The sequence below is a fragment of the Mycolicibacterium sp. MU0053 genome (assembly GCF_963378095.1).
Classification (GTDB): Bacteria; Actinomycetota; Actinomycetes; order Mycobacteriales; family Mycobacteriaceae; genus Mycobacterium; species Mycobacterium burgundiense.
This window is the reverse complement of sequence record NZ_OY726397.1, coordinates 1,096,372-1,119,640: the sequence shown is the minus strand read 5'-3', so window position 1 is coordinate 1,119,640 and position 23,269 is coordinate 1,096,372. Positions and strand designations below refer to the sequence as shown.

The following is a 23,269-nucleotide window of genomic DNA, read 5'->3' as shown; positions in this document are numbered from 1 at the left end:
CGGCGCAGACTACACCGGGTCGAAGCCGGAGATCCGCCAGTCGCCGTCGACCTTCTCCAGCGTCACCTTGACGCTCGAGGCGGTGGCGGTCGGCGCGCCGTCGCCGACGATCACCGTCTGGTTGACGAAGACCAGCACCTCGGCGCGGTCGGACTCCGCCGACATCGACGCGGCGGCCGGCACGTTGGCCACCGCCGAGATGCTCTGCTCCTTGGCGCCGGGGATCACCACGTCGTTGGTCAGCTCGGTGTACGAATCGCGGAAGCCCCCGGACAACAGGTCCGCGGCGGCGGTCAGCTCTTCCTCGACCGTCTCGGGCTTGTAGGACAACAGCTTCACGGTGGCGTCCTTGGCGACCTGCACGGTTTCGATGCGCGCGGTCTCGGCGGTCTGCCCCGAGTAGTACTTCCAGCCCAGGAAGCCGGCGCCCACCAGCACGGCGGCCAGCAACACGCACAGCACCACCGTCAGCGCGACGGCGCGCTTGACCTTGCCCGCACCGGCCGCGTCGGCCTTGGTGGTTTCGGCGGCCTCAGCCGCCTCGATGTCCGCCGCGGTTTCGGCGGCGTCGCTGTCCTCGGCGGTCTCCGCACTGTCAGCGGCCACCGTGGTCTCGGTGGCATCCGTGGCCGCAGCGGCCTCGGTGGTCTCGGCAGCCGCGGCGGACTCCGTCGGGGTCAGGTCGTCGTTCTCGGCGGACACGGCGGGGGCTTCCTTCTCTGGCACGGTGTTCGGGTCCTCGGGGTTCGTCACGGCACAAACTCCACGTTCGAGACCTTGACCTGGCCGTCGTCAGTGTTCTCCACCGAGATCCGCATCCGCCACATGCGCGGGGCCTGCTCGGGAGCACCGGCGTTGGAGGTCTGAACAGTGACCGCCACCAGCACCTGCGCGCGGTCGGCCTCCTCGGATTCCAGGCCCGCGGCGGTCACCTCGCCGGAGGACTTGGACTGGGCCTGCTTGACCACTTCGGTGAACGGTCCGGACCGCTGCGAGAAGTCGTCGTAGAAGGTGCCAGTGGCCGAATCCAGGATGCGCTGCACCCCGCCCTCGGCGTCTTCGAAGTCGATGGTCGTCAGGTTGATCGCGGCCTGCCGCCCCACCTGGACGAAGAGGTCGCGCTGCTGCTCGGCCTGCTGCTGCTGGTACACCGACCAGCCCAGCCAGCCGAGCCCGCCGACCAACCCGAGCGCCAGCAGCACCGCCACACCGGCGGCGGCAAAGCGCCGCGCCCGTCCCGGCTTCGGCTCGCTTTCCGCGGAGCCGGACTCGGCGACGTCGCCGGTGTCGTCCGCCGCATCGCTCCCGGCGATCGCGGCGTCGTCGGTACTGGCTTCCTGAGTGGCGTCCTGCGGCGATTCCGTTGTCTCCTCGGGGGTTCCGGTCGACTCCGTTCCGGTCGACTCGGTCAGTTCCCCTTCGGGGGCAGCAGCATCGTCTGCCATGTTTGCTCCTCTGCGGCATTTTGGGCCAGATTGGCTTGAGTGTAGATCTGCCCGTCCGGTCCAACGTACGTGCCGCTGCTCGGCTCGTATTCAGCGGCTGCGATCGGCGGCGCCGGTGGTGCCGCAGCAGGCTGTGCTTCCGCAGGTGAGACGCCCGGCGGCAACTGCGGGACAGCCTGTCCCGAGTTCGTCGCGTTAGGGTCGCCCTTCCAGTTGAATCCGTCGTTGAGCGGCTGGTAAACCTCGTCGCTTTCGCACATCCGCACGGTCGGGGCACGTTTACCAGGCACCGTCGTGCAGGGGATGTTGCGGGCACCGCGGACGTTGAACGCCGAGTCCTGCGGAACGCGGCAGTACACATCGCCGGCGGGACGGTCGGGGTGGTCGACGGCGGCGGGCACCCGCTTCTGAGAAGCCGGAATGTAGCCGGTGACGCACGGCGGCGGCAGGTTGAGGTTCAGGTTGAAGCTCAGGTACGCGCCGCGGTAGTCCTGTCGGGTGTGCCGGTTGGCGACACCGATCGCCGACGTCACTGCCGCGCCCTGCGGCAGCAACACCAGCAGCTGCTCGAGGCCGGGCTGGTAGGTGACCGCCACTTCGCCCACACTGACCAGGTTCGCCAACAGGATCGGCAGGCTGGGCTGCAGCTCGTCGAACAGCGCACGCACCTCGTCGGCCGCGCCGGGGCCCTGCTGGAGCACACCGGCAACCGCCGGGTCCTCCTGCTTCAACTGCCCGGTGATGCTCGCCAGGTTCGCGGCCCAGCGCTGGACGGCGCCGGAGGTGTCGGTCTGGGAGTCCAGCACCGGGCCGGACTGATCGATCAGCGTCGTCAGCTCGCCGAGGTTGGCCCGTGCGTCGATGGCCAGCTGGGTCGAGCCCTTCACCAGGCGCGACAACTCCGGGCCCAGTCCGCCGACGGCGGTGTAGGCCTCGTCGACCACCGTGGAGAGGTTCTCCTGCGGAATCGCCTGCAGGCCACGGTTGGTGGAGTCCAACACGGCGTTGACGTCGATCGGGACGAAGGTGCGATCCAGCGGAATCACGTCGCCGTCCTGCAGATACGGCGGATTACCGCTGCGCGGGACCAGGTCGACGTACTGCTCGCCGACCGCGGACACGCTGCCCACGGAGGCGTCCAGGTCGGCGGGGATCTCGATCTTCGACTCCAAGGTGAGGTCGGCGACCACGCCCTGATCGGTGAGTCGGACCTCCTTGACCCGTCCGACCTCGGTGCCGCGGTAGGTGACGTTGGCCCGCTCGTACAGGCCACCGCCGTCGCGCAGTTGGACCGAGACGTTGTACTGGCCGATGCCGAACAGCATGCCGGGCAGTCCGATGAAGTTGAAGACCATGACGGAGCCGGCCACCAGCGCGATGAGGATCAGGATCGACATCTGCGTGAGGGTCTTGCGTGTCAAATGCATTAGCGCCCCTGATCCCAGCGGTACGGCATGATCAGCGGGTTGCCGGCCGTGTACGGGCTCGGCAGCTGACCGATGGTCCGGCCCCACTGCAATTCCAGCTCGGTCAGATCACCTTCCCACCGGGTTCCGGTGAAGAAACCGGTGTCGATGCGGCTCAGCGTGAGGTCGAAGACCAGGCTGAGGTTGCCGTAGTCGCCGCGCATCCAGTTGTCCAGCGTTTCCTTGGGCCACGGGAAGGTCGGGTAGAAACTGAGCGCCCGCGTCATCGACGGTCCCGCATCGGCCAGCGACTTCAACACCGGACCGAGATCGCGCAGTTCCTGGACCAGGGACTCCTTGGTCTGGTTGACGGTATCGGCGGTCAGCGCGCTGAACTGGCCGAATTTCGTCAACGCATCAGCCAGGGCCGTGCGCTGCTCCTTGAGGACGTCGAGCGCATCCGGAACGGTCTCGAGCGCCTTGTCCACCACCGGCTTCTGGTCGGCGAACTGGCCCACCAAGCTGTTCAAGCTCTCGGTGGCCGCGATGATGTCTTCTTTTTGATCGTTGTTGTAGGCGATGAACAGGTCGAGCTGTTCGATCAGGCTGCGCAGGTCGGCTTCCCGGCCGTCGAACGCCGTCGCGAAGGCCGTGGTGATGTCCTGGATCCGGCCCACGCCACCGCCATTGAGCAACAGCGACACCGCCGCCAACGTCTGCTCGGTGGTGGGATAGGCGCCGGACGAGGACAGCGGGATCAGCGAACCCTGCTGCAGCCGGCCTTCGGGCTCGACGTCGACGGGCGGGGCCAACTCGATGTGCAGCGACCCCAACAGGCTGGTCTGACCGATGGTGGCCCGCGCGTTGGCCGGCAGGTCGACATTGCCGTTGAGGTTCATGGTGACCAACGCATGCCAGTCCTGGCGCTCGATCTTGGTCACGTTGCCGACGGTGACGTCGCCGACCCGCACCCGCGAGTTCTGCTCGATGTTGTCCACGTCGGGCATCTGGACCTGAATCGTGAACGCGTCCGGACCGTGCCCCTCGGTGCCCGGCAGCGGCAGCGAGTTCAGCCCGGTCCAACCGCTGCACGCGGTCAGCGCGGTCGCCAGCGCGCCCAGCATCGCGGCCCCGGCGGCCCGCTTGATCTGCGCTACTCGCGTCATTGCCCACCTCCGGAGTGGACCATCATGCCGGGCAAGCCGTCGGCGGGGTTGGTCGCGACCATCTGCTCGGCCGCCAACGGCGGGCCCGCGGCCGGCGGTGCGGCCGGATCGGCGGGAGCCGGCGGCGGGACGGACCCTGGCGGCGGGATGTAATCCGGCCGCAGCCACTCCTCGCTGAAGGTCACCTCGTTCGGGCGGGCCTGCGTGCCGACGAACAAGTTCTGCCCGATGGGCAGGAAGTTGTACTGCCGGTTCTTGACGATCGGCGCCAGATACTGCGTGCACAGCTTCGCCGACTGCTCGGCGCCCAGGCGGGAGGCCGCCTGAATTGCGCCGCACAGGAACGAGACCGGGTTCTGGAAGTTCGAGATCGCCAACGCGCTGGTCGCCGCGCCCTGGGCCGGCTGATAGATGTTCACGTAGTTCTGCAGCGTGTTCGGCGCGACGTGGAGCAACTGCTTGATGTCGTCGAGGCTGTCGTGCAGCGTCTGGGTGACCGCACCGAGTTTCTCCGACGTGGTGCCCAACGTCTCCCGGTTGTCGGCGACGAAGGACTGGACATCGCCCAGCGCGGCGTTGAGATCGCTGATGGCCGCGGCGACTTCGCCGGGATCATCGGCGAGCAGGCCGGTGACGTTCGCCAGGTTCTGGTTGAGCTGACGCATCACGTCGGTGCTGTCCTGGAGCGCCGACACCAGGATCGACAGATTCTTGACGGTGCTGAAAATGTCGGTGCTGTGGTCGCCGAGCGCCGAAAACGCCTGCGACAGCTTGACCACCGTGTCGCGGATGCTCGCACCCTGACCGCGCAGGTTGTCCGCGGTCGTGTTCACCAGCGCGCCCAGCGTGCTGACGCCGCCGGGTTCGGTGGGCTCGAGGTTCTCGGCCAGCCGGTTGAGTTGCTCCCGGAAGTCGGCCCACTCCACCGGAACTGCGGTGCGGTCCTGCCCGATCACAGCGTTGTTGGGCAGCACCGGTCCGCCGGAGTACGACGGGGTGAGCTGGATGGCGCGTCCGGTCACCAGCGCCGGCGACAGGATGGCCGCCATGGCGTCTTCGGGGACCTTGTGCGCGCTGTCGTACCAGAACGAGATCTTGACCCGGTTGTACTCGGGTTCGATCTTGTCGATCCGGCCGACGTTCACACCAAGGATGCGCACGTCGTCGCCGACGAAGATGCCGTTGCTGTTGTCGAAATAGGCCACGACGTTGGTGCGGTGCAGCGGACCGCCGGAGCGCAGCAGCAGCGCTGCGCCGCCGATCAGCGTCAACACCAGCACCACGGCCACACCGATTGTCGCGTTACGGGTCAGCTTCACTGGCCGGCCTCCCCTTCAGCGGCGGGGCCCGGTCGGGGGCCCTGCGGTTCCGGAGCGGGTGCCGGCACGACGGCCTGGGTCACCGGCGGCGTCTGACCCGGTCCCGGCTGCAGGAACGGCGACGGCACCGGCTGCGGCGTCGAGGCAACCCCTGCCGGGGCCTCCGCGGGCGGTCCCGGCGGCGGTCCGCCCGGCGCCGGCGCGGGTCCGGGATCCCGGTACGGGTAGCAGTTGGTGCCGGACAGCGGGATGCCGGGCGGCCCACAAGCCTGATTGCCCGGGTTGCCGGTGATCGCGTCCGGCAGGTTCAGGCGCGGGTCGCCGCCCTGACCGGTGCGCGGGTACGGCATCGGCAGCGCCGGGGTTCCCGGCTGGCCGACCTGCGGATCCGTGAGCTCCGACGGCAGCATCACGTTCGGATCGAGACCCAGATCGGAGAACGCAGCGTCGATGAACGGCTGCACGAACTGACCCGGCAGCAGGTTGGCGATGTAGGACTTGAAGAACGGTCCCGAGGCCACGGTCTCACCGAGGGACATCGCGTAGGTCGACAACATGTTGATGGACTTCTTGACCCGGTCCTTGCGGTTGTCGATCGTGGCGAGCACACCGTTGAGCTTCTCCAGGGCCGGCTGCATGGTCTCGCGGTTCTCGGCGATGAAGCCGCGCAGTTGGCGGCTCAGGGTGGAGATGTTGCCGGAGATCTGGTCCAGCGCCGCGCTCTGGCTCTGCAATTCGGCCATCAGGGCGTTGGTGTCGTTGACCAGGCTGACAACCTGGTCACTGCGCTCGGCCAGTATCCCGGTGGACTTGTTCGCGTTGGCCAACAGCTCACGCAGCTGCGCGTCCTTCTCGTTGAGGACGTCGGAGAACCGCGCCACGCCCTCGACGGCGATCTTCAGGTCCGGCGGCGTCTCGGAGAACGTGTCGGACAGCACCCGCAGCGAATCGGAGAGCTGATCGGTGTTCAGGCCGCTGATGGTCATCGTCAGATCACCCAGCGCATCCGGCAGCTGATACGGCGAGGTGGTGCGATCCAGCGGGATGGTGTCGCCCAACTGGCCCTCGCCGCGCGGGGTGACCTCGAGGTACTTGGTGCCCAGCACGGTCTTGGTCTTGATGGCCGCCTCGGCACGGTCGCCGAGACGAATGCCCTTGTTCACCTTGAACTTGACGAGCACCCGCTGGTCGTCGAGCGAGATGCCGGTCACTCGACCGGACTCGAAGCCCGAAACCTGGACGGCGGCACCGTCATACAGCCCACCGGCGTCTTCGAAGAAGGCGCTGTAACTCTTGCCCTGGCTGAACCCCGGCAGGTTCTGATAGTTCAGCGCCGCCAGCATCAGCGCCACCGTTCCGAGGATGCCGACCAGACCGATGATGTAGGGATTGCGCTCTGCGAAAGACTTCATCGGGGCGCACACCTCCCACTGTCCTGGCCCGCCACCTTCACATACACCGGCTGACCGCCCTTGCCGTTGAGCTTCAACGAGATATCACAGAGGTAAAAGCTGAAGAAGTCGCCATAGATGCCTTGTCGGTTGAGCACCTGATACGAGTCCGGCAGCGTATTGAGCAGGTTGTCGAAGTAGTCGTGGTCGGCCAGCACCAATCCCGCCGCCCGGTCGGTCTCGGTGATCACTTGTTGCAGGGGCGGACGGGCCGCCGACAACAGGTCCGCAACCGTGCCGGCCGCCTCGCTGGTGTAGGCCACGCCGTTGGCGATCTCCTGCTTGCGTTCCCCGAGGGTCTCGACCAGGTCCGAGATGGCCTCGACACCCTTGGCGAACTGATCGCTTTGTCCCGCCAGAGATCCCAGGACCGTGTTGAGGTTGACGATCACCTCGCCGATGAGCTCATCGCGGTCGGCCAACGTATTGGTCAGGGCCGCGGTCTGCGACAGGAACGAGCCGATGGTCGCACCCTGTCCCTGCAGCGCGCTGATCAGCTGCCCCGACAACGCATTGATCTGTTCGGGCTCCAACGCCCGGAACAGCGGCCGGAAGCCACCGATCAGCGCATCGAGGTCCAGCGCCGGTTCGGTCTGGGCCAACGGGATGGTCTCGCCCGGGTTGATCCGTTTGGTACCGCCGACACCCTCCACCAGGGACAGGTACCGGCCGCCGATGAGGTCGTCGTACCGGATCACCGCGCGGCTGCCCTCGGTCAGCACCACCGACTCGTCGGCCGTGAAATCGACTGTCACAGTGCCGTCGTCGTTGACGTTGATGCCCTTGACCTTGCCGACCTCCACGCCCGCGATGCGGACGAAGTCGTCGTTCTCCAGACCGGTGACATTGGTGAAATGCGCCCGATAGTCGCTGGCCTTCTCGAACCGCAGTTCGGCGAACACCGCGAACAGCGTAAACATCCCCAACAGGCAGACCGCGATGAACACGGCCAGACGCCAGGCGGCGGCGCCCAGGTTGCCTCGCATTGCGGTTACCTCTCGATACGGGTTGTCAGGTCAGGATTTTCGTCGGTGGGTCTACGGCGATGGGGCCGCCGGGACCGGTGGTGGCGGGTTCGGGAAGGGCACCTGGCCGGGGAACGGCACCACGAACGGCTCCGTTCCCGGAGTGGGACCCGGGTCCCGGGGTGCGCCCGGCGGCGGCGCCGGGGGCAGATTGTTCCACAGCGGAGTGCCGTCGGGTGCGTACATCTGAGCGCCATAGGGATAGTCGCCCGGTTCGGGGATGACCTTCGGCGGGTTGCCCACGTTCGGCCCCGGTGCGGGCCCACCGAACAGGTTGCGCACACTCGGCGGCTGCGGAATACCGCGCGTGACCGGGAAGTAGTTGGCCCAGGCCGGGAACCCGATGCCCGGGTTGGGCCGGATGTCGACTCCGGTGCCCCAACCGGTGTTGGTCACCAGGGCGCGAACCGGCCAGTTCTCGTCGACGACCGGCAGTGAACCACAGCCGGGCTTTCCGCCCGGGCCGCCCTTGGCGCCGATGATCGGCAGGTGGTCGGGGTAGCGGTAGATGTCGTCGCCGGCCAGCGCGCCGCCGTCGACGACGAACGACTTGCCGTTGCCGCCGGTCGCGTCGTACCCGCCGTTGTCCAGCAGCCAGTGCGCGCCGACCAGCATGCAGGTGTACTGGGGGTTGTACTTGTGCAGCAGGTTGGTGGTGGGTTCGAGCACGTTGATCGCGTTGATCAGGTTCGCCTGATTCGGCGCCAGCAACTGGATACCGCTGTTGGAGAGGCCAATGACGTTGAGCAACAACGCGTCCAACTGCTTGGCGTTGTTGGTGACGGTGACGCTGGTGGTGCTGGCCGCGTCGAGGACGGTGACGATGTTGTTCGCTGCGGCGCTGTAGGTGTCGCTGAAGCCCTGGAGCGACTGCCAGTCGGCGCGGATGGTGTCGGCGCGCGGATTCAGCGCCAGCAGAACCTGATTGGCGTCGGTGGTGGCCTGCCCGATCCGTTCACCCTGGCCGCGGACACCGTCGGCCAACGCCGACAGGGTGGCGTTGAGCTTGGAGGTGTCGACCTGATCGAGGACCCCGACGAGGTTCTCGAACACCGTGTTGACCTCGGTGCTGACGTTCTGCGACCGCAGGACCTGCCCGTCGGCGAGGCGCTGCTCGCTGGGGTTCTCCGGGTACAGCAGATCGACGAACTTGGCGCCGAAGACAGTGGTGGCGCGGATCTGCGCGCCCACGTTGGCCGGGATGTGCTGGACCTGATCGGGATTGATCTCCAGCCGCAGGGACACCGCGTCCGGTCCGGTGGTGCCGCCGTGGATGGTGCTGACCCGGCCCACCTGAACGCCGCGCAGCTTGACCTTGGCGCCGGACTCCATCACCAACCCGGACCGGTCCGAGGTCAGCGTGACATCGACGTACTTCTTCAACGAACCGGTGAACAGCGCCGCGGTGATCCACACCAGCGCCGCCAGGAAGATGATGAGGATCAGCGTCCACCATGCGGGGCGGAGGCCAGTGTGGTCGTCGTGTTCCATATTTCCGCGCCCGCTTACCCGGAGAGGTTGAAGTTGCCGGACTGACCGTAAACGGCCAGTGAGATCATCACGGTCACCAACGCTGCGACGATCAGCGAGGTGCGCACCGCGCGGCCCACCGCCTCCCCGACGCCCGCGGGGCCGCCGGAAGCGGTGAAGCCGTAGTAGGTGTGCACCAGCATGATCACCAGCGCCATCGCCACAGCCTGCAGGAACGACCAGATCAGGTCGACCGGGTTGAGGAAGGTCCGGAAGTAGTGGTCGTACACGCCCGTGGCCTGCCCGTAGAACATGGTGGTGCCGACCCGGGCCGCGAAGAACGACATCAACACCGCGACGCAGTACAGCGGGATCACCACGATCACGCCGGCGATCACCCGCGAGGACGCCAGGTAGGCGATGGTGCGGATGCCCATCACCTCCAGGGCGTCGATCTCCTCGTTGATGCGCATCGCGCCGAGTTGCGCGGTGGCCCCGGCGCCGATGGTCGCGGCCATGCCGACCCCGGCCGTCAGCGGCGCGATCAACCGGACGTTGAAGAACGCGGAGGCGAAACCGGTGAGGGCCTCGACGCCGATGGACGCGAACTGGCTGTAGCCCTGGACGGCGACCAGCGCGCCGGTGGTCAGCGTCAGGAACCCGACGATCGCGATGGTGCCGCCGATGACCGCCAGCGCCCCCGCGCCGAGCCCCATCGCGGCGATGAGCCGGAACACCTCGCCCTTGTAGTAGACGACGGCATCCCAGACGCCCTTGAGCGTGTAGCCGTAGAACTTGGTCTGCCGGCCGATGCGGTTCCAGCCCTGGGACCACTCGCCCAGGGTGCGGCGCAGCCGGACGGCGGTATTCGGTGCGGCGGTCATGTCGTCACCTGCACACCGACCGCGGTCACCAGCAGGTTGATCACGTTCAGCGCGATGAACGTGAAGACCACGGTCTCGTTGACGGCGTTGCCGACGCCGGCCGGGCCGCCACCGACCGAAATGCCCTTGTAGCAAGCGATCAGACCGGCCGACAGGCCGAACAGGGTCGCCTTGACGAGGCAGATCACCACGTCGGTGGGTCCGGTGATCAGCGTGAGGCCGGCGACGAAGGCGCCGGGTGTGACGTGCTGGAGGAAGACCGAGAACAGGAAGCCGCCGGCGATGCCGACCACGACCACCGACGCCGCCAGCATCAGGGCGACCAGGGTGGCGGCCAGTACCCGCGGTACGACGAGGGCCTGGATCGGGTTGATGCCCATCACGCGCAGCGCGTCGAGTTCCTCGCGGATGGTGCGCGCGCCGAGATCGGCGCACATTGCGGTGGCGCCGGCCCCGGCCACGACGAGCACGGTGACAATCGGGCCGATCTGGGTGACAGTTCCGATGGCGGCGCCGGTTCCGGAGAAGTCGGCCGCGCCGAACTCCACCAACAGGATGTTGAAGGTGAAGACCAACAGCACCGTGAAGGGGATCGCGAGCATCAGCGTCGGAACAATCGAGACCCGCGCCACGAACCACGCCTGCAGCACGAACTCGCGCCACGCGAACGGCGGCCTGAACATCGCGACGAAGGTATCGAGGGTCATCGCGAAGAAGCCGCCGATCGACCGAACGGGCTTCGCGAACGCTGCGGTGGCGGTGGCCATTACAGGTCCTCCCCCGGGATAGGCGCTGGTCCGTGGGGATCCAAGCTGGGCGGGATCATTTGCTGCATAAGCGGCAGATCACCTCCCGACATGCGACACCTGCTTCCTGCGTGACCACTGTGACTGAAGACACAGGACTGCCGAAAAGGTACACCACCGCCTCGCGGTGGATGGCCGCTTTCAACAGACCTCCCGGACCCTACCCACCGGTAGGTAGCTGAATCCTTGCATATCCCGATCCGGGTTGTGTGACATAGGTCTAGTCGCCCCGTCCACACGTCCGTGACCAGCTCAAATACCCCGTCTCGGAGCGTCGCGGGACCGTCTCTGACCACGCGACGCACGCCGCCGGGGGCCGCCGCGACGCGCCTGGGTAACGTCAGCCCGGTGAGCACAGCGCAGACCGTCGAGTTCAAGGGTGCCGGTGGCATCACTCTGGTCGGCGACGAATGGAGCCAACCGGACGGCGAAACCGCCCCGGACCGACCCAGCATCCTGCTGCTGCACGGCGGCGGCCAAAATCGGTTCTCCTGGAAGAACACTGGCCAGGTCCTGGCCGATCAGGGATTCCACGTCGTCGCGATCGACAGCCGCGGCCACGGCGACAGCGACCGGGCACCGAATGCGGACTATGCGCTGGAAACCATGGCCGAGGACGTGCTGCGGATCCTCGACACCATCGGGCGGCCGGTGGCGCTGATCGGTGCCAGCATGGGCGGGTTGACCGGAATGCTGGTCGCCAGCCTCGCCGGCAGCGCCAAGGTCACCAAGCTGGTCCTCGTCGACGTGGTCCCGAAGTTCGAAAAGTCGGGCAGTGCGCGGATTCGCGATTTCATGTTCGGCAACGTCGACGGCTTCGACTCGCTCGAGGATGCGGCCGACGCGGTCGCCGCCTACCTGCCCCACCGCGCCAAGCCACGCAGCACCGACGGCTTGAAGAGAAATCTCCGCGAGCGTGACGGCCGCTGGTACTGGCATTGGGATCCCGCGTTCTTGACCGCGCCCGGCGATGACCCGTTCGCCCGCACCGACAAGCTGGAGACGGCCGTGAGCGGGCTTCAGATTCCCATCCTGCTGATCCGCGGCAAACTCTCGGATGTGGTCTCCCCGGAGGGCGTCAACGACTTTCTGGCCAAGGTTCCGCAAGCCGAGTTCGTCGAACTCGGCGAGGCCGGGCACACCGCCGCAGGCGACGACAACGACGCCTTCAGCGAAGTCGTCGTTGAGTTCGTCACCCGCTGATTCCGCGACGACTCAGCCGCCGGGCCGCAGCACGGGCGTCACCAACGCTGCGCTGGTCAGGTAACTTTCGAGGTTGCGCAACGCCAATTCGGCCATCGCGCGCCGGGTTCGGGCCGTGGCGCTGCCGATGTGCGGGAACAGCACCACGTTGTCGAGGGCGCGCAGCGCGGCGGGCACCTGGGGTTCGTCGGCGAACACATCCAGTCCCGCGCCCGCGAGGCGGCCCGCGGCCAGCACATCGACGAGTGCCAATTCGTCGACGACGCTGCCGCGGGCGATGTTGATCAGGTAGCCGTCGGAGCCGAGGGCTTCCAGAACGGCGCGCCCGACCAGTTTTTCGGTGCCTGCGCCACCCGCGGTGGCGACCACCAGGATGTCCACGGATTCGGCCAGCTCCTGCGGCGAGGCCGCGTACCGGTACGGGCAGTCCTCGAGCCGGCGTCGGTTGTGATAAGCCAACACACAACCGAAGGCCAGCAGCCGGTCGGCAATCGCAGTGCCGATTCGGCCCAGGCCGAGAATGCCGACCCGCAGTCCGTTGACGTCCCGGGCGTATGGAAACGGGCCTTCGGTTTCCCAACGGCCTTCCCGCACATAGCGATCCGCGGCGCCGAACCGGCGCAACGTCATCAGAATCAGACCGATCGCGGTGTCGGCGACCGTGTCCGTCAGCACGTCGGGGGTGTTGCTGACACCGATGTGTCTGCGTCGGGCCGCCTCGAGGTCGATATTGTCCACGCCCGCGCCGCTATTGACGATCGCCCCGAGCCGCGGCAGCGCCGCGATCAGCTCGGCGTCCACCGGGCCGCCCGAGGTCAGCACCACTGTGACCGAATCCCGGTGTTCGGCAAGGAATTGGGCGCGCCGGCCGCCCTCCGGAAGACGCCGCGGGCTGTGACGTTGTTGCACGAGTTCGGCCAACTGTGGTTCGAGGCGACCCACCTGCAGGATGTTCATGCTTCTACAGTGACCTATCGCGGCGCCGTGCGTCGGTCGGAACGCACCCGTGGCGATTTCCGGTGTGCGAGACCGAGCCGAGCGCTAAGGTCATCGCATCAGCTTCAGCGTCGAACCTTGGTGGACCCCGGATGGCCAAACCCCGCGTCGAGCCACGTCAGCAGCGATCTCGGGACACCTATGACCGCATCCTGAATGTGGCCGCCGAGATCTTCACCGAACTGGGCTACGCGGGCACCACCACCAACAAAGTGGCCGAGGCCGCCGGCATCTCGATCGGCACGCTGTATCACTACGTGCAGGACAAGGATGCGCTGCTCTACGCACTGGCCGAACGCCATTTGTCCCATGGCACCGTCCTGCTCGAGGGGCTTTTCCAGCGGCTGCGCGAAACTCAGCCGGGTTTGGAGGGTTCGCTTCGGGCGGTCATCAAGGCGATCGTGGTGATGCACGTCCACGATTTCCATATGCATCACCTGTTGTGGGACAGCGCGCCCCGCTCCCGGGACCTGCAGCGGCGGATGTATGACAGCGACCGCAGGATTGCTACCGAGGTGGCCTGGCATCTCGAGCACGTCGGCGTGGCCAAGCAGCACACCGCCTTCATCGCCGACATGATGGTCGCCGGGGTCGAGCGGCAGGTGCACCGCGCGATCATCGACCCCACCCTGCACGGCGACGAACCGACCGATCCCGAATTGGTGGTCGACGTGCTGACGCAACTGTGGACACGCGCGTTGGCGGGCAGTTAGTGCCCGTCGCCGCGTTCCGCCTCGGCCAGCCGTTGGTGCAGTCGGGCGCGGATGTCGTTGGGCGTGTAGGCCTTGCGGCGGCGTTGGTCCCGTGCCACCAGCACGCCACCGGCTGCCACACCGACAACCCCGGCCAGCCCGATCCACTTCCAGACGTTGCGCATCGTGTCATTCTGCATAAGCTGCGCTGGTGATGGCGAGCAACCGAGAACGACACGTCACCCTCGACCAGGCGTTGGAGGCCACCCGTACCGGGGACCTGTGGCTGTTCCGCGGCGGATCGCGCCCCGACCGCGCGATTCAGACCCTGACCAACAGCCCGGTCAACCATGTGGGCATGACGGTGGCCATCGACGATCTGCCGCCGCTGATCTGGCACGCCGAACTCGGCGACAAGCTGCTGGACTACTGGACCGGCACCCATCAGCGGGGCGTGCAACTCAACGATCTGCGCGCCGCCGTCGAGCAGTGGATGACCAAGTACGGTCAACGCTGCTGGCTGCGTCAGCTCAGCCCGTACGCCAACCGGGAACAAGAGGACCGGCTGCTGAAGGTGATCGCCCGCATGGACGGCACCCCGTTTCCCAGCACGGCACGGCTGACCGGCCGCTGGATCCGCGGCCGGTTTCCCGGTATCAGCGACTGGACGCGGGGACTTCCCGTGGTGCACAAGATGGTCAGGCAGTCCGTGGAGCAGGACAAGCACCGCCGCCGGATGGTCGGCCTGGAGACCGCGTACTGCGCGGAGACGGTGGCCATCACCTATGAGGAGATGGGATTGCTGACCACCGACAAGAAGGAGAACTACTTCGACCCGGGATCGTTCTGGAGCGGCGACAGGCTGCCCCTGAAGCCGGGTTATAAACTGGGCGAGGAAGTTTCGGTTGTGCTCAGCGAGGCGCGGGCGTAGCGTCGGATCGCGGCCTTGTCGATCTTGCCGTTGGTGGTCTGCGGTAGCACCTCGACGACCAGGACGTGCCGGGGCCGTTTGAATCCGGCCAGTCGCTGCCGCACGTGAGCGACGAGCACCGCCGGATCGGCGTGTGCGCCCGGGCGCGGCACCACCACGGCACAGACGACCTCGCCCCAGTGCGGGTCCGGGACTCCCACCACGGCAACGTGTTCCACGCTCGGGTGTGCCGACAGCACGTCCTCGACCTCGCGGGAGGACACATTCTCCCCGCCGGTGATGATGATGTCCTTGAGCCGGTCGACCACCACGAGCCGACCCGCGTCGTCGAAGCGTCCGACATCGCCGGTGTGCAGCCAGCCGTCGACGGCCAACGGCGCCCAGCCCGGCCAGGACCACGGTGCGACCTGCGGCCCGCGCACCAGGATCTCGCCGCCCTCGGCGAGGCGGACCTGCGCGCCCGGGTGGGGTCGGCCCGCACTGGCCAGAATCGCCGCGTCGCCGTCGGCGCCGGCGCGGTGCTCATCGGGTCCGAGAAAGACGACATTGCCACCGGTTTCGGTCATGCCGTAGCCCTGATGAAACCCCGCGTCGAGGTGGTCCATCGCACGCCGGAGCAACGCGGCGGGAATGGCCGCGGAGCCGTAGGCGATGTCTCGCAGCGTCGGCAGCGCGGCACCGGTGCGCTCCAGATGCGCAAGCAGGCTGTGCAGCATGGTCGGCGCCATCGAGCAGGAAGTCACGCCGTAACGGTGGACCGCCTCGACAAAGGCCTCCGGACGGAACGCGGCCACCGGCAGCACGGTGGCCTGCACCGCGTGCTGGACCAGCATGTTGTATCCGGCGATGTGGCACATCGGAAACGGCAGCAGGTAAACCCCACCGTTGGCCACCTCGCGGCCGATGATCGTCCCGAAGGCCGCGGCCAGCAGCGAAGCATGGGAGTGCACAATCCCTTTCGGCTTGGCGGTCGATCCGGTGGTGAACAGCAGCCAGGCGGGATCCTCGGGTCCGACCGGGCTTTCGGCGGCCGTGGAGACCGTGGCGCGGTCGAACCACTCGGGGTCGCTGAACGAGATCACCTGTCCGGTCGGATGATCGGCGAGCGCGCCCAGATACTTCTCGTCGCCGAGCACCAACGTCGCCCCGACGGTGGCCAGTTGGTCCAGTTGTTCTGCGACACCGAGGCGTTGGTTGATCAGCGCCAGTATGCGTCCGCTGCGCGGCACACCGTAGTAGAGCCCGGCGTAGTCCAGACCGTTGTCGGCGATCACCGCCACCCGGTCCCCGACAGCGGTGCGGCGCGCGACCCAGTCGGCGATTCCACGCACCTGCCGGTCGAACTCCGCGTAGGTCGCGCTGGGCCCGCCGGGAACCACCACGGCGGGCCGCTCGGGTACCGCGGCGGCCGCCGACGAGATCAGGTCGTGCAGCCGGGTGCTGCCGTCGCCGAACACCATTCCGTACGCGCTCAGCCCGCAGCGCGCGGCGTGAGGGTCGGTGGGGTCCAGGTGCCGTCGAGCATCTCCGCGCGGGGCCGGTAGAGCCGGATGAGGTAGTTCCATCCCGGTGGGGTGAGGATCGCGTTCGGAGGGATGTCGCCGTCGGCCGCGGCGACGAACCGGACGGTGATCGACCCGTCGTCGTTGCGCGCGCCGGTGACGCTGTTGACGGTGTAGAGGTTGTGGTTGTTCGGTTCGAAGTAACCGGCCGCGTTGTACACCGAGACCGACCAGAACGCGTCGACCGGCACGTCGGAAAACACCAGCTCGTAGTCACCGTGGGCGACGTTCGGGTCGACGCCGACATAGGTTGCTTCCGAGGTGGGCAACCCGCCCCAGCCCGCCGCACATCCGATCAGATGGCGCACCGGGTCGACCTCGTCGGGCCTACCGAAGGTGCGGTCGAACGCGCTCAGGCCGCGGGCCAGCGTCAGCAATGCGTCACGGGTCTGATCCAGGCTCGCGGAATCGTAGTCCGGCATGACGAACGCCTCGGAGGATTCGGGCGCCAGCCCGATCCGGTCCTGCAGTGCCGCGACGGCCGCCACGTCGTCGGGGTCGGTCGGATCGACCAGGATGCGGATCCCGACCAGCACATAACGGGTACCGCACCGCTGCTCGTCCAGCGTGTGCTCGCCCGCCTCGTGCAGCACATCGGTGACGAAGTGGTCTTCGTTGACGATCATCGCCGAGATGTAGCGCCCGTCGCCATCCGGCAACGTGAGCACCGCGGGGTGGGCCAGATCGACCACCGCGAAGCTGTACAGCGTGTCGCGGTTGAGTCGGATCACGGTCTGCTCGTCGATGGCCGCCGGTTCCCGGTTGTGCCGGAACCGCCCGATGCCCCCGGCGGCAGCCTGGATGTCCGCGAACATCCGGTGGGACTCCGCCCGCACGAAGTTGTCGACGTTGACGTGGATTGCCATGGTGTGCGCCTAGTCTCGTAGCTCGGCGACGGACCGCTCATAGCTCAGCACCGTCACCACCTCGCCGGACGGTGCCAGTGCATCGTGCGGCCCTTCCTTCGCCACGAACCCGGCCCCCTCCAGCACCCGGCGGGACCCCTCGTTCGCGCAGTCGGTCCGGGCGTCGAGGTGGCGCAGCCCGGTGGCCGCGGCCAGCCGCGCGACGGCACGCAGGGCGTTGCCGGCCGCGCCGCGGCCGCGCGCCTTTGGCGTCAGCCAGAACCCGACCTCGGCGCGGTCGGCACGGAAGTCGAACAAGACGATGCTGCCCAGGAACTCATCCGAGTGGGCGTCCGCGATCGCCAGCACCGCCAGCGAGTCGTCGGCCAAGCCGCGCGCGATGTCGCCGTCGATCTGCTCGCGCACGATCTGCGCGGTGTATTCGGGCAACGGCAGGTGTCCGTACCGCCGGACCGCGGCGTCGTCGGTACCGGCGGCGTAGGCGCCGGCGTCCGCATGAGAAAGCTGACGGACGCTCACGTCGCCTTCGCGGACGGGCAGCCGTTCAACGATCCGCATATTCCCCTACTCACTCGGCACCAGCGACAAACCAGCGTAGATCTCGTCCAGCAGAATGGGCAACATCGTCTGCGCCGTGGTGTTGCCCTCCGGCGACAGCGTCAGATTGGTCCAAATCACGAGCCCCACATCGTTTTCCGCATCGTAACCCATGAAGGAGTTGAAGCCGGGCAGCTCCCCGCCGTGATAGAACATCGCGGCGTTCGGCCCGAATCGTTGATACGAGATCCCATACCCGTACTGCTGGCCGTCGGCGACACCCGGTTGCTCGGCCTGCACGCTGGTCAACCACCGATGTTGGTAGTCGGCGTCGAACACCCGCCCGGTGACCAGCGCCTTGAGCCAGTCGGCCAGCTCGGCGGCGGTGGAGATCGCTCCCCCGGCGGCGGTGGCGTAGGACGGGTTCTGAAAGGTGTAGTCGGTGGGCTGCACCGTGCCGGCGCGGGCAGCGACCTGCAAGTCGACGGGGTAGAGGTCGTCGGCGAGCGCGTAGCGACTGCCGCCGTACATGTACCCGTGCGAGTACGGCGCCGGCAGGGACGTGTCGTCGGCGGCGGGAAGCGTGGTCTGCGCGAGGGCGAGCGGTCCGAACAGCCGGTCGGCGAACTGTCGACCCAGCGGACGGCCTCCGGCCTTCTCGGCGATGAGACCCAGCAGCGCGTAGTTGGTGTTGCTGTAGTCGTAGGAGGTGCCCGGGGCGAACTGCGGTGGATGCCGGTACGCGACGTCGAGTACCTCCTGCGGCGACCACGCCTTGGCCGGGTCGGCATCCAGGACATCGGCCACCACGGGATCGGAGGTGTAGCCGTACAGTCCGCTGCGCATCGTCAAAAGCTGTGCCACGGTGATGTTTTCGCCACCGGGCAGGGTCGGAACGAAGGCGGTGACCGGATCGTCGAGCTCGAGTTTGCCGTCCTGAGCCAGCAGCACGACCAGCGCGGCGGTCATGGTCTTGGTGTTCGAGGCGATCCGGAAATGCGTGTCCGCCGTCGGCGGTGTGTGCGCGCCGAGTTCGGTGGTGCCGTAGGCCGCGGTGAATTCGCCTTGCGGGGTGCGCAGCAGCACCATCGCGCCCGGCACCCCCAGTTGCGCGGCGGCGGTGTCGACGACCTCCTGCCAGCCGTGCGCGTCGATGGTCCGCAGCGCGGGCGGGGTCGGCGCGGGCGCGCAGGCGACGAGCACCACCGCAAGGCCCGCCAGGGCACCGCGCCGCGCTCGGGTTCTCACCGGCTCAACATACGTTGGGCCGGCGGCCGGGAGCACTCACACCAGATATTTGAAGGGGGGTTCGCCGGGCCGCCAGGCCGTCCAGCGACCGTCTGCGAAGCCTGAAAGGCGTGCGATCTCCGCTCCCACGATTTCCGCCATGGCCGGCCGCAGTATCAGGGTCGCGTTGCCGAATTCGAGCCGTAGTCCCCCCTGCTCGCCTACGGACGTTCCCGTGACGTGTCGGGGGATCAGCGACCGGTATCCGCCGGCGTAGCCAATTTCGCCGTCGGCGACAGTGTGCGAGGACATGTCGATGACTGGCCAGACGTAACAGTTGAAGACGGGGCGATCTTCGGGATGGTCGCCGTCGAAGCACAACTGGACGTAGTCCATCACGAACACCACCGAGTACAGGCGGAACCCGATGAGTCGGGCAAGCAATCCCCTGCCGTCCAGGAGCGCCGCGTTCATCCGTGCTGGCCCTCGTGGCGGATGTGGAGGTCTTCGCCGGACCACAGTGCGGCCGCGGCGTGGCCCAACAGGAGTTTCGGATAGTAGGTCCAGGCGAACCATGGGGCCACCGTGGAGGGGCCGAGCGCGCGGTCCAGGGCCAGCCCGCCGGCCGTCAATGCCACACCCAGGCTGCGACGGCGCCGCGGAAACCGCCGGATGGCCGCGGTCGAGGCCATCAGGTAGCCGTAGTGGATCACCGACCACCGGATCACCCGGTCCCGGCGGCCCACGCTGCGGTCGGCGAGCGCGATCGCGAACGGGTGCAGGTGCAGCGCGGCGAACCGCAGATGCTGCGCGGTCCCCTGGCCCGGTCGTTCGTACCAGCGGGCGCACGCCCGGGTGTTGTTGACGTAGGCGCCGCCGACGAGGTCCATCGCGAGTACCGAAAGTGCCGTCGTCACACCAGCTCCGGCGCCGGCCCGGCGAGCGGACCACGCACTGCCGGCGAGCCCGAAAGCGCTGGCCGCGAGGGTGATCGTGGTGTTGGTCCGGGTGGCCCCGGGTCCGACGAACTCTGCCCAGGACCGCTGGAACCGCGTGGTGAAAGCTGTCATCTCCTCCTGCCTACACCGTGGGACTTGATCCGTCCGAGCCGCGCTGACGGGCGCTCTCGGCAGACCATGCCGCTCACCCACGTTAACCGTCGGTTCCGCCGTCTGACCGACCAATGCATTCTTTGGTTGCCAATTCAGCAATAATCCTTGCCGCTAGGTCTCCGCGCGCCGCACCATCGAATGCGTGACGAAACCTGCCGACGCTTTCGATGACGCTGTACAGATCGCTTCCTATGCCGACCGGGCACCACAGATGGTGCCCGCATACCGGGATGTGCACCGCATGGCGAGTGTGCTCATGGCCGAATCCGCGCCGTCCGATGCCCGGGTGCTGGTACTCGGGGCCGGCGGCGGGCTCGAGACCAAGGCGTTCGCCGAGACACATCCGGGATGGACGTTCGACGCGGTGGATCCGGCGGCCGCCATGCTCGAACTCGCGACGAAAACCCTTGGGCCGCTTGCCTCGCGGGTGCGGATGCACCACGGCTATATCGACGACGCACCGACGGGGCCGTTCGCGGCCGCCACCAGCCTGCTGACGTTGCACTTCCTGGAGCTGGACCAACGCGTGCATACCGCGGCCGAGGTGCGACGACGACTCGCGCCGGGGGCGCCCTTTGTCGTTATGCACCTGAGCATTCCGGCACGCGACGAAGCCGAGCGCGAATTGTGGATGAGGCGCCATGCCGCGTACCTGGTCTGCTCGGGGATCGAAGCCGACGCCGCCGAGCAGGCGCGCACCGCGATCGCCAGCCAGGTTCCGGTGCTGACCCCCGAGCAGGACCGCGCGATACTCGAAGACGCCGGTTTCTCCGAGGTCACGGAGTTCTTCTCGGCGTTCACGTTTCGCGGCTGGGTGGGCTACGCCTGACGTCGAATCGGGTTCGGCAGTACTTCACCGAGCAGGAACAGGCCGCACTCGCCCTTGCCGAGGAAGTCACGCGCCTGCCGGTTCCCGCGCCCGGAGAATGGGACAACGGCGCACTGAACGACGAGCAGATCTCTGCGATCAGCTGGCTCGCGATCGTCATGAATGCCTGGAATCGCGTCGCAGTCCGCAGCCACTATCCGGTCGCCCCGTAGGCACTTCCGGCGCTCAGAGAACCTTCTTCACCACGCTCGACTTCAATTGCATCTGCCCGAAGCCCGGCACCTTCGCGTCGATGTCGTGATCGCCCACACCATCGGAGATCAGGCGGATGCCGCGCACCTTGGTGCCGATCTTGACAACCCCATTACCGGCACCCTTGACCTTCAAACTCTTGACGATGGTCACGGTGTCGCCATCGGCGAGCGGGTTCCCCACCGAGTCGGTGACAACCTCACCGGACTCGGCGGCCTCGTCCACACCCGGTGCCCACTCGAAGGCACACATCGAGCAGACCAACAGCGCACCAGACTCGTAGGCGAACTCACTCGCACACGCCGGACACGGCGGCAGAACATCAGACATGAACTCCACCGTATTTCATCACCGATAAACGTCACGACGGTGACGAATCGAGATCATCTCGACGCGAATCCTGTTGTCGTCGATGTGGTAAATGACCCGAAACTCACCTCGTCGCGCCGAATACGTACCGGCCAATTCACTCCGAAGCGGTTTTCCGACACGGCGAGGATTCTCGGCCAGCGGCCCTGTAATGAACTCAAAGCATGCCACGGCAACGGCTTCCGAAAGGTCCTCCGACAAGGCTTTACGTGCCCTCGGAGAGAAGATCACTTCATAGGTCACTCGGACAGTCGCCCGTTGGCCCGCATCTCCTTGGTTACCTCGTCAAGGGTGTGGAAGTTCCCACTCGCGATGTCCGCCCGCCCCTGACGCAGTTCCTTCATGAGGTCGGGATCGCTCAAGACGTCGAGTGTTTCCATGATCGAGTCGTAGTCGTCCGCACTGAGAATCACGGCCGCTCGCCGGCCCTGCCGGGTGACCTCGATGCGCAGATGGGTGCGAACGGCCTCGTCGACGAGCTTGGAGAGATTGGCCCGGACCTCGGCCAACGGCAGAGTCGTCATGTACAGAATTCTAGCGCGATCACGGAATCGGGGCGATTGCCGCCGCGATGGTGCCCGCAAACACAACGCATCGTGTCATGAAAGTCACACATTAAAGCGGAACTCCACCACATCCCCGTCGGCCATCACGTAGTCCTTGCCTTCGATCCGGACCTTGCCCGCGGCCTTGGCGGCGGCCATCGACCCGGCCTCGACCAGGTCCTCGAACGACACCACCTCGGCCTTGATGAAGCCCTTCTCGAAGTCGGTGTGGATCACGCCCGCGGCCTTCGGCGCGGTGTCGCCCCGGTGGATCGTCCAGGCCCGCGCCTCCTTCGGCCCGGCGGTCAGATACGTCTGCAGGTTCAGGGTGTGGAAACCGGCCCGCGCCAACGCATCCAGGCCGCGTTCGGTCTGGCCGATGGACTCCAGCAGCTCGGCCGCCGACTCCTCGTCGAGCTCCTGCAACTCCGCCTCGATCTTGGCGTCCAGGAACACCGCGTCGGCCGGGGCCACCAGGTCGCGCAGTTCGGCGAGCTTGGCCTCATCGGTGAGCACCGACTCGTCGGCGTTGAACACGTACAGGAACGGCTTGGTGGTCATCAGGTTCAGCTCGCGCAGCAGCGCGGCATCCACCCCGGCCGAGAACAGCGTCTTCCCGCCGTCGAGCACCGCCTGGGCGGCCACGGCCGCCTCGAGCACCGGTTTGCGCTCCTTGTTGTTGCGCGCTTCTTTCTCCAGCCGCGGGACGGCCTTCTCCAGCGTCTGCATGTCGGCGAGGATCAGTTCGGTCTCGATGATCTCGATGTCGGCCTTCGGGTCCACCCGCCCGTCGACGTGCACCACGTCGTCGTCGGCGAAGACACGCACCACCTGACAGATCGCGTCGCACTCGCGGATGTTCGCCAGGAACTTGTTGCCCAGCCCGGCACCCTCGGAGGCCCCCTTGACGATGCCGGCGATGTCGACAAAGGTCACCGGCGCGGGCACGGTCTTCTCGGATCCGAAGATCTCGGCGAGCTTGTCCAGGCGGGGATCGGGCAGCGGCACGACGCCTTCGTTGGGTTCGATCGTCGCGAAGGGATAGTTGGCTGCCAACACGTTGTTGCGTGTCAGCGCGTTGAAGAGGGTCGACTTACCGACGTTGGGCAGACCGACGATTCCCAGGTTCAGGCTCACGGGGTCACAAGTCTAGAGCGCCCGGCGACAACTCCGAAC

26 protein-coding genes and 1 pseudogene are annotated in these 23,269 nt (G+C 67.1%); 5 read left to right on the top strand and 22 right to left on the bottom strand.

Going from position 1 to position 23,269, the window contains the following annotated elements:
* Positions 1-9 precede the first annotated feature (9 nt).
* The 10 genes from RCP80_RS05295 to RCP80_RS05250 are packed head-to-tail and all read right to left on the bottom strand — an operon-like array spanning position 10 to position 10,933.
* Positions 10-753 (bottom strand): hypothetical protein, encoded by a 744-nt coding sequence (locus RCP80_RS05295; protein ID WP_308481336.1) that lies wholly within the window; start codon positions 751-753, stop codon positions 10-12.
* On the bottom strand, positions 750-1,445 hold the full coding sequence (locus RCP80_RS05290; RefSeq protein ID WP_308481335.1) for an Rv1363c family protein: 696 nt from the start codon (positions 1,443-1,445) through the stop codon (positions 750-752). The genes RCP80_RS05295 and RCP80_RS05290 overlap by 4 nt, the downstream gene beginning before the upstream one ends.
* Positions 1,409-2,872, bottom strand: coding sequence for an MCE family protein (locus RCP80_RS05285; RefSeq protein WP_308481334.1), 1,464 nt, complete (start codon positions 2,870-2,872; stop codon positions 1,409-1,411). Before RCP80_RS05285 ends, RCP80_RS05290 begins: the two co-directional genes overlap by 37 nt.
* Positions 2,872-4,017 (bottom strand): virulence factor Mce family protein, encoded by a 1,146-nt coding sequence (locus RCP80_RS05280; protein ID WP_308481333.1) that lies wholly within the window; start codon positions 4,015-4,017, stop codon positions 2,872-2,874. The genes RCP80_RS05285 and RCP80_RS05280 overlap by 1 nt, the downstream gene beginning before the upstream one ends.
* Positions 4,014-5,330: an MCE family protein gene (locus RCP80_RS05275; RefSeq protein ID WP_308482711.1), complete on the bottom strand. Its 1,317-nt coding sequence runs from the start codon at positions 5,328-5,330 to the stop codon at positions 4,014-4,016. Before RCP80_RS05275 ends, RCP80_RS05280 begins: the two co-directional genes overlap by 4 nt.
* Before the next feature lie 2 nt (positions 5,331-5,332).
* Positions 5,333-6,748, bottom strand: a complete 1,416-nt coding sequence (locus RCP80_RS05270) for an MCE family protein (protein WP_308481332.1) — start codon at positions 6,746-6,748, stop codon at positions 5,333-5,335.
* The gene (locus RCP80_RS05265; protein ID WP_308481331.1) at positions 6,745-7,773 is read right to left on the bottom strand and encodes an MCE family protein; all 1,029 of its coding nucleotides are present in this window, start codon (positions 7,771-7,773) and stop codon (positions 6,745-6,747) included. Before RCP80_RS05265 ends, RCP80_RS05270 begins: the two co-directional genes overlap by 4 nt.
* 51 nt (positions 7,774-7,824) lie before the next feature.
* The gene (locus RCP80_RS05260; protein WP_308481330.1) at positions 7,825-9,303 is read right to left on the bottom strand and encodes an MCE family protein; all 1,479 of its coding nucleotides are present in this window, start codon (positions 9,301-9,303) and stop codon (positions 7,825-7,827) included.
* 14 nt (positions 9,304-9,317) lie between these two features.
* On the bottom strand, positions 9,318-10,166 hold the full coding sequence (locus RCP80_RS05255; RefSeq protein WP_308481329.1) for an ABC transporter permease: 849 nt from the start codon (positions 10,164-10,166) through the stop codon (positions 9,318-9,320).
* Positions 10,163-10,933: an MlaE family ABC transporter permease gene (locus RCP80_RS05250; RefSeq protein WP_308481328.1), complete on the bottom strand. Its 771-nt coding sequence runs from the start codon at positions 10,931-10,933 to the stop codon at positions 10,163-10,165. The genes RCP80_RS05255 and RCP80_RS05250 overlap by 4 nt, the downstream gene beginning before the upstream one ends.
* A 387-nt stretch (positions 10,934-11,320) precedes the next feature.
* Here RCP80_RS05250 and RCP80_RS05245 point away from each other — a divergent pair, with 387 nt between their 5' ends.
* Positions 11,321-12,175: an alpha/beta fold hydrolase gene (locus RCP80_RS05245; RefSeq protein ID WP_308481327.1), complete on the top strand. Its 855-nt coding sequence runs from the start codon at positions 11,321-11,323 to the stop codon at positions 12,173-12,175.
* A gap of 12 nt (positions 12,176-12,187) precedes the next feature.
* On the opposite strand, the gene RCP80_RS05240 is transcribed toward RCP80_RS05245, so the two are convergent.
* Complete coding sequence (locus RCP80_RS05240; RefSeq protein ID WP_308481326.1) at positions 12,188-13,132, bottom strand: 2-hydroxyacid dehydrogenase; 945 nt, start codon at positions 13,130-13,132, stop codon at positions 12,188-12,190.
* 131 nt (positions 13,133-13,263) lie between these two features.
* Between RCP80_RS05240 and RCP80_RS05235 the strand changes: the two genes are divergently transcribed.
* Positions 13,264-13,884 carry a TetR/AcrR family transcriptional regulator gene (locus RCP80_RS05235; RefSeq protein WP_308481325.1) on the top strand — a complete coding sequence of 207 codons (621 nt, stop codon included), beginning with the start codon at positions 13,264-13,266 and terminating at the stop codon, positions 13,882-13,884.
* On the opposite strand, the gene RCP80_RS05230 is transcribed toward RCP80_RS05235, so the two are convergent.
* Positions 13,881-14,048 carry a hypothetical protein gene (locus tag RCP80_RS05230; RefSeq protein WP_308481324.1) on the bottom strand — a complete coding sequence of 56 codons (168 nt, stop codon included), beginning with the start codon at positions 14,046-14,048 and terminating at the stop codon, positions 13,881-13,883. The two genes, RCP80_RS05235 and RCP80_RS05230, sit on opposite strands and share 4 nt — an antisense overlap.
* 29 nt (positions 14,049-14,077) lie before the next feature.
* On the opposite strand from RCP80_RS05230, the gene RCP80_RS05225 reads away from it, so the two are divergent.
* Positions 14,078-14,794 (top strand): guanylate cyclase, encoded by a 717-nt coding sequence (locus tag RCP80_RS05225; RefSeq protein WP_308481323.1) that lies wholly within the window; start codon positions 14,078-14,080, stop codon positions 14,792-14,794.
* Here the strand turns inward: RCP80_RS05225 and RCP80_RS05220 are convergent.
* From RCP80_RS05220 to RCP80_RS05195, 6 genes are read right to left on the bottom strand one after another with little or no spacing between them, the layout of a single operon-like run.
* A complete protein-coding gene (locus RCP80_RS05220) occupies positions 14,743-16,254 on the bottom strand; it encodes an AMP-binding protein (RefSeq protein WP_308481322.1) in 1,512 nt (503 codons plus the stop codon). The two genes, RCP80_RS05225 and RCP80_RS05220, sit on opposite strands and share 52 nt — an antisense overlap.
* Before the next feature lie 11 nt (positions 16,255-16,265).
* Positions 16,266-17,222: a DUF1254 domain-containing protein gene (locus RCP80_RS05215; RefSeq protein WP_308481321.1), complete on the bottom strand. Its 957-nt coding sequence runs from the start codon at positions 17,220-17,222 to the stop codon at positions 16,266-16,268.
* Between the two features lie 9 nt (positions 17,223-17,231).
* The gene (locus RCP80_RS05210; RefSeq protein WP_308481320.1) at positions 17,232-17,780 is read right to left on the bottom strand and encodes a GNAT family N-acetyltransferase; all 549 of its coding nucleotides are present in this window, start codon (positions 17,778-17,780) and stop codon (positions 17,232-17,234) included.
* Between the two features lie 6 nt (positions 17,781-17,786).
* Complete coding sequence (locus RCP80_RS05205; protein WP_373693449.1) at positions 17,787-19,007, bottom strand: serine hydrolase domain-containing protein; 1,221 nt, start codon at positions 19,005-19,007, stop codon at positions 17,787-17,789.
* 36 nt (positions 19,008-19,043) lie between these two features.
* On the bottom strand, positions 19,044-19,460 hold the full coding sequence (locus RCP80_RS05200; RefSeq protein ID WP_308481319.1) for a hypothetical protein: 417 nt from the start codon (positions 19,458-19,460) through the stop codon (positions 19,044-19,046).
* Positions 19,457-20,056, bottom strand: a complete 600-nt coding sequence (locus tag RCP80_RS05195; protein ID WP_308481317.1) for a hypothetical protein — start codon at positions 20,054-20,056, stop codon at positions 19,457-19,459. Before RCP80_RS05195 ends, RCP80_RS05200 begins: the two co-directional genes overlap by 4 nt.
* Before the next feature lie 184 nt (positions 20,057-20,240).
* On the opposite strand from RCP80_RS05195, the gene RCP80_RS05190 reads away from it, so the two are divergent.
* Together RCP80_RS05190 and RCP80_RS05185 are read left to right on the top strand one after the other, a co-directional pair.
* Positions 20,241-20,927 carry a class I SAM-dependent methyltransferase gene (locus RCP80_RS05190; protein WP_308481316.1) on the top strand — a complete coding sequence of 229 codons (687 nt, stop codon included), beginning with the start codon at positions 20,241-20,243 and terminating at the stop codon, positions 20,925-20,927.
* Between the two features lie 17 nt (positions 20,928-20,944).
* Positions 20,945-21,139 (top strand): annotated as a pseudogene (locus RCP80_RS05185) (carboxymuconolactone decarboxylase family protein); the annotation flags it as partial.
* A 13-nt stretch (positions 21,140-21,152) separates the two neighbouring features.
* On the opposite strand, the gene RCP80_RS05180 reads toward RCP80_RS05185, so the two are convergent.
* The 4 genes from RCP80_RS05180 to ychF form a co-directional block, all read right to left on the bottom strand.
* The gene (locus RCP80_RS05180; RefSeq protein WP_308481315.1) at positions 21,153-21,509 is read right to left on the bottom strand and encodes a zinc ribbon domain-containing protein YjdM; all 357 of its coding nucleotides are present in this window, start codon (positions 21,507-21,509) and stop codon (positions 21,153-21,155) included.
* 18 nt (positions 21,510-21,527) lie between these two features.
* Positions 21,528-21,791: a type II toxin-antitoxin system RelE family toxin gene (locus RCP80_RS05175; RefSeq protein ID WP_308481313.1), complete on the bottom strand. Its 264-nt coding sequence runs from the start codon at positions 21,789-21,791 to the stop codon at positions 21,528-21,530.
* A complete protein-coding gene (locus tag RCP80_RS05170; protein ID WP_308481312.1) occupies positions 21,788-22,072 on the bottom strand; it encodes a type II toxin-antitoxin system Phd/YefM family antitoxin in 285 nt (94 codons plus the stop codon). The genes RCP80_RS05175 and RCP80_RS05170 overlap by 4 nt, the downstream gene beginning before the upstream one ends.
* Before the next feature lie 84 nt (positions 22,073-22,156).
* On the bottom strand, positions 22,157-23,230 hold the full coding sequence (gene ychF, locus RCP80_RS05165) for a redox-regulated ATPase YchF (protein ID WP_308481311.1): 1,074 nt from the start codon (positions 23,228-23,230) through the stop codon (positions 22,157-22,159).
* Positions 23,231-23,269 lie beyond the last annotated feature (39 nt).